3 protein-coding genes are annotated in these 3718 nt (G+C 33.0%); 2 read left to right on the top strand and 1 reads right to left on the bottom strand.

From position 1 onward, the window contains the following. Nucleotides 1-680 precede the first annotated feature (680 nt). Nucleotides 681-1115 (top strand): lipocalin family protein, encoded by a 435-nt coding sequence (locus GOQ24_RS03330; RefSeq protein ID WP_155091629.1) that lies wholly within the window; start codon nucleotides 681-683, stop codon nucleotides 1113-1115. 174 nt (nucleotides 1116-1289) lie between these two features. On the opposite strand, the gene GOQ24_RS03325 is transcribed toward GOQ24_RS03330, so the two are convergent. After that, the gene (locus GOQ24_RS03325) at nucleotides 1290-2501 is read right to left on the bottom strand and encodes an MFS transporter (RefSeq protein WP_155091630.1); all 1212 of its coding nucleotides are present in this window, start codon (nucleotides 2499-2501) and stop codon (nucleotides 1290-1292) included. 90 nt (nucleotides 2502-2591) lie between these two features. On the opposite strand from GOQ24_RS03325, the gene GOQ24_RS03320 reads away from it, so the two are divergent. Further along, nucleotides 2592-3485: a LysR substrate-binding domain-containing protein gene (locus GOQ24_RS03320; RefSeq protein WP_155091631.1), complete on the top strand. Its 894-nt coding sequence runs from the start codon at nucleotides 2592-2594 to the stop codon at nucleotides 3483-3485. The last annotated feature ends 233 nt before the right edge of the window (nucleotides 3486-3718 follow it).

Here is a 3718-nt window from a genome sequence, read left to right as displayed (position 1 = left end):
CTTTAAGACTGTGCGCTTTAAGGAAGTTTTTAAAGGCTATTTGATTATAATTAAGGGATTTGAAATGATTTATCTAATTTTTTACAAAGTCTGTGGTCCATGCTTAGTTGTATGACTATTGTTTTGATAATTAGTTATATAGGTTGATGCCTTGTTATTGGTGATATTCACTGAAGTTAGCGTGTTTTTAAAAATAGTATTTTATGAAAAAGCATGATGTTTTTTAAGGTTATATTTTTAACTGTTTTTTAACCTTTAACAACTTATTTTAAATTAGTCAAAAAAAATGTAGCAAAGCAGTTGATAGTCAAATTATTGGTTAGTTGTTAAATATTCAAAGGTGTGTTAAGTAGTGTTGTGAGGCTAAAATCACTGATAAATATCAGTTGTGAGATAACTTTCTTGGTGTAATTTCGTCTTGTCAAAGGAAATAAAAAGTAATAATGACAAGATTATACAGTTTTTGATAATATATTTATGTATTAACTGTTTTGTTTTTGAATATATGTTAATTCTTTCTGTGTTTCAGAAAATACTTTAAAAAATTAACCTAATATTTAAGTATTCAAATATTTTTTGTTAACTTTAGAATAACAAAGTAAGTACTTAGATTGTTAGAATAAATCCCTTAATGTTTTGTTAAGAAGGGTAGTTGTGGAAATTTTTTAAATTTTATTAGTATGGGACGTTTTATAAATATATTCGCAAGTGTTTGTTTGGTTTTAGTAGGAATGACTCTTCAAAGTTGTTCAGCAGAGGATAACAATATGGTAGATACAAACCCTGCCAAGGAAGTTAAAAGTGTAAATATTGAGAAGAAATGGATTGCAGCACACTTTAATTTTACACCAGAGTGTGATAGAGTATCAAAAGAAGCATATCAAAAATCATCTATTGAAATTAGTTTGAAAAATGGTACTTTTACTGCAGTGGATCAATATAGTTTAAAGCAATCAAAAGGGGTATATGTCTTAGAAGGAAATAGATTGACTATGAAATCTGATAGAGGAAATACATTCATATATAAAATAGTGGAATTAAATCAAAGAGATGCCGTTGTAGAGGCAATCGACGATAAAAATATTCTCTCGATAGAGCTTGTATCTTTTGAGTAGGTGGTCGAAATATATAGAGTTAGGGTAAAAAAGGATGTCTGGCTTAAGATATCCTTTTTTCATTTATATTTATTTGTGTTGGGTCAGTTTATTAATCTGCTCTTATTTGTTCTACAGTCTTGTAGATACTTGGAGAATCATTGTCTATATTACGGGGTGTTCGCAATTCTGCCTTTAAGCTCTTTTGGTTGTGAAATAGGTTGTTAGAAGTGCAAATATTCCTAAGATTGTCAAACATCCAAAAAAGCCAATCCAATTGTTTTGATTGACAAATACGCCCGTTGAACTTCCAATAATACTCGAACCTAAGTAATAGAAAAACCAGTATAATGCTGTAGCTGAAGTTTTTGCATCTTTAGCTAAGGTTGTTACTACTCGACTTGCTATGGTGTGGCCACTGAAGAAGGCCATGGTGAATATAACCAAACCTATTAGTATTAAAAAAAGACTATTTAGATACATCATTATTGTTCCTAGTATAAGTAAGATTAATGCCGTGAGTAGAATCTTACGAGGAGAGAATCGATCAGAGAGTGCTCCTGAGATCATATTACTGAATATGCCAAAGGCGTACATTAGGAATATCATGGCTATGATGTAATGCGGAAGATTATAAGGAGCAGCTTCAAGTTTGAAGCCAAGGAAGTTATACACACTGACAAAGCTCCCCATCAAGCAGATAGCCACTACATACATCGCCAGTATTTTCTTGTTTTTGAAAATACTTTTCATTTGCAGTAGTTTGTCATGTAAATTTAGTTTTTCAGGCTGAAAAAAGTTTGAGGCGGGAAAGTAAAAGTAAACAATGATGCTAATAATTAATGCGATAATACCTATTGATAATACTGCTGTTTGCCATCCGAACCAACCGCTAATTAAAGCAGCTACAATTCTTCCAAACATACCACCAAATGTGTTTCCTGCCAAGTAAAAGCTTATCGCTAATCCAATATTTTTGTGGTCAATTTCTTCTGCTAAATAAGCCAGGGTAACTGCTGATACTCCTGAAATACACATTCCTTTGATGAAGTTTATATTGATGAGCACCGCAAAATTATTCAGCCATACAGAAGCGAGTGTTAGTACACTTGAGGTAATAAGGGCAAATAACATAACATCCTTCCTGTGAAAGCGGTCGGCAATAAAGGCAAATAGCAAAAGTCCTACAGCCATACCAAAAGTAGAAGCCGATACCAAATAGCTACTCTCAGCAGGTGTGATGTGAAAATATGAGGTAATTTCCGATAGCAGTGGTTGGTAATTATACAACTGTGCAAATACAGATACTCCTACTAAAAAGATTCCCCATTTTATCTTCTTGTAACGGGAACTACCCCTGATTGCTTTTTCACTTTCTCTTATTTCTGTATAGGTAGTTGTAGCCATTGCCTTCTTTTTTTGGTAAAGTTAAAGCTATGTTCTAAATTAGTAAAACGTTATTTTTCTATCATATCAATCGATAAAACCGATTTACAAATGGAGTTAAGACAATTAAAGTATTTTTTAAAGGCAAAGGAGTTACTCAACTTTACAGAAGCAGCCAAGCATTTATATATTACTCAAAGTACCTTGTCACAGCAGATTAAGCAATTGGAAGAAGAACTCGGGCAGCCCTTGTTTGATCGAATAGGCAAGCGAATCAGTCTAACAGAAGCTGGAGAGCGCTTTGCTGTTTATGCAAGAAAAAGTCTGGACGCAGCTTTAGATGGGGAGTTAATGCTCAAGGATCTTAATGAACTTAAGACGGGAGTTCTAAAAATAGGGTTAACCTGGGGATTAAAGTCACTTGTCTTAACTTCTTTAAAAGAGTTTACCACTGCGTATCCCAATGTAAAGATTGAGATTACCTTTGGGACAACCAATGAGCTTATTGATGCTTTAAATTATCAATTGATTGACTTTGCTTTGACTTTTTTTGAAGGAGAACACCAAGAGAACTTATTGTACCAACCGCTATTGACTTCTGAAATGGCGTTAATAGTATCTACTGATTCCTCTTTGTCTAATCGCAAGGCCATAAGCTTTGCCGAAATCGCAAGTTTAAAGTTAGCCTTACCTGTTAAGGGATTTAGTACTCGCAATTTCCTGGATAGGCAATTTGAAATGCACAATATTTCTGCTAATATTGCTGTAGAGGTCAACCATACTTCTACAGTTATTGACCTGGTGAGAGTCAATGCCTTTAAGACTATTTTGACTTTTGCTACCGTGCATGGTGAAACCAACATCTGCGCAATCCCCATTACGGATTGTGATATGAGTAGAGAGGCTGTTATTATCACACTCAAGGAGAGTTATCAAAAGCGGTCTGTCAAACTTTTTGTCGATTTACTTTTAACAGAGGATAAGCAACCTTACAAGCAGTTGTAATCTTGTATTTTCTTGTAAAAAAATAGTCATTTCTTGTTTTTTAACGTTTTAGAGTCGAATTATTATTCCTTTATATTATCCGTTATTATTTTTAAATAAATTAAATAATCAAATAATTGTATTGGTTAAGTCTAAATAAAGTGCCCTTGATTTTAGGTTTATAATAATTGTAATCCTTGCTAATTCTAAGATTGCTTGAATTTTTGTTTTTCTTAGCGGGCTTACTTTTATAT

This window comes from Myroides sp. LoEW2-1, assembly GCF_009767705.1.
Lineage (GTDB): Bacteria > Bacteroidota > Bacteroidia > Flavobacteriales > Flavobacteriaceae > Flavobacterium > Flavobacterium album_A.
The sequence above is the reverse complement of the archived record's forward strand: the minus strand, read 5'-3'. Positions and strand labels throughout refer to the sequence as shown.

What these genes read in the sequence shown, in the direction of transcription:
- GOQ24_RS03330 (WP_155091629.1), top strand. Translation starts at nt 681, where the DNA reads ATGGGACGTTTTATAAATATATTCGCAAGTGTTTGTTTGGTTTTAGTA.
- GOQ24_RS03325 (WP_155091630.1), bottom strand. Translation starts at nt 2,501, where the DNA reads ATGGCTACAACTACCTATACAGAAATAAGAGAAAGTGAAAAAGCAATC.
- GOQ24_RS03320 (WP_155091631.1), top strand. Translation starts at nt 2,592, where the DNA reads ATGGAGTTAAGACAATTAAAGTATTTTTTAAAGGCAAAGGAGTTACTC.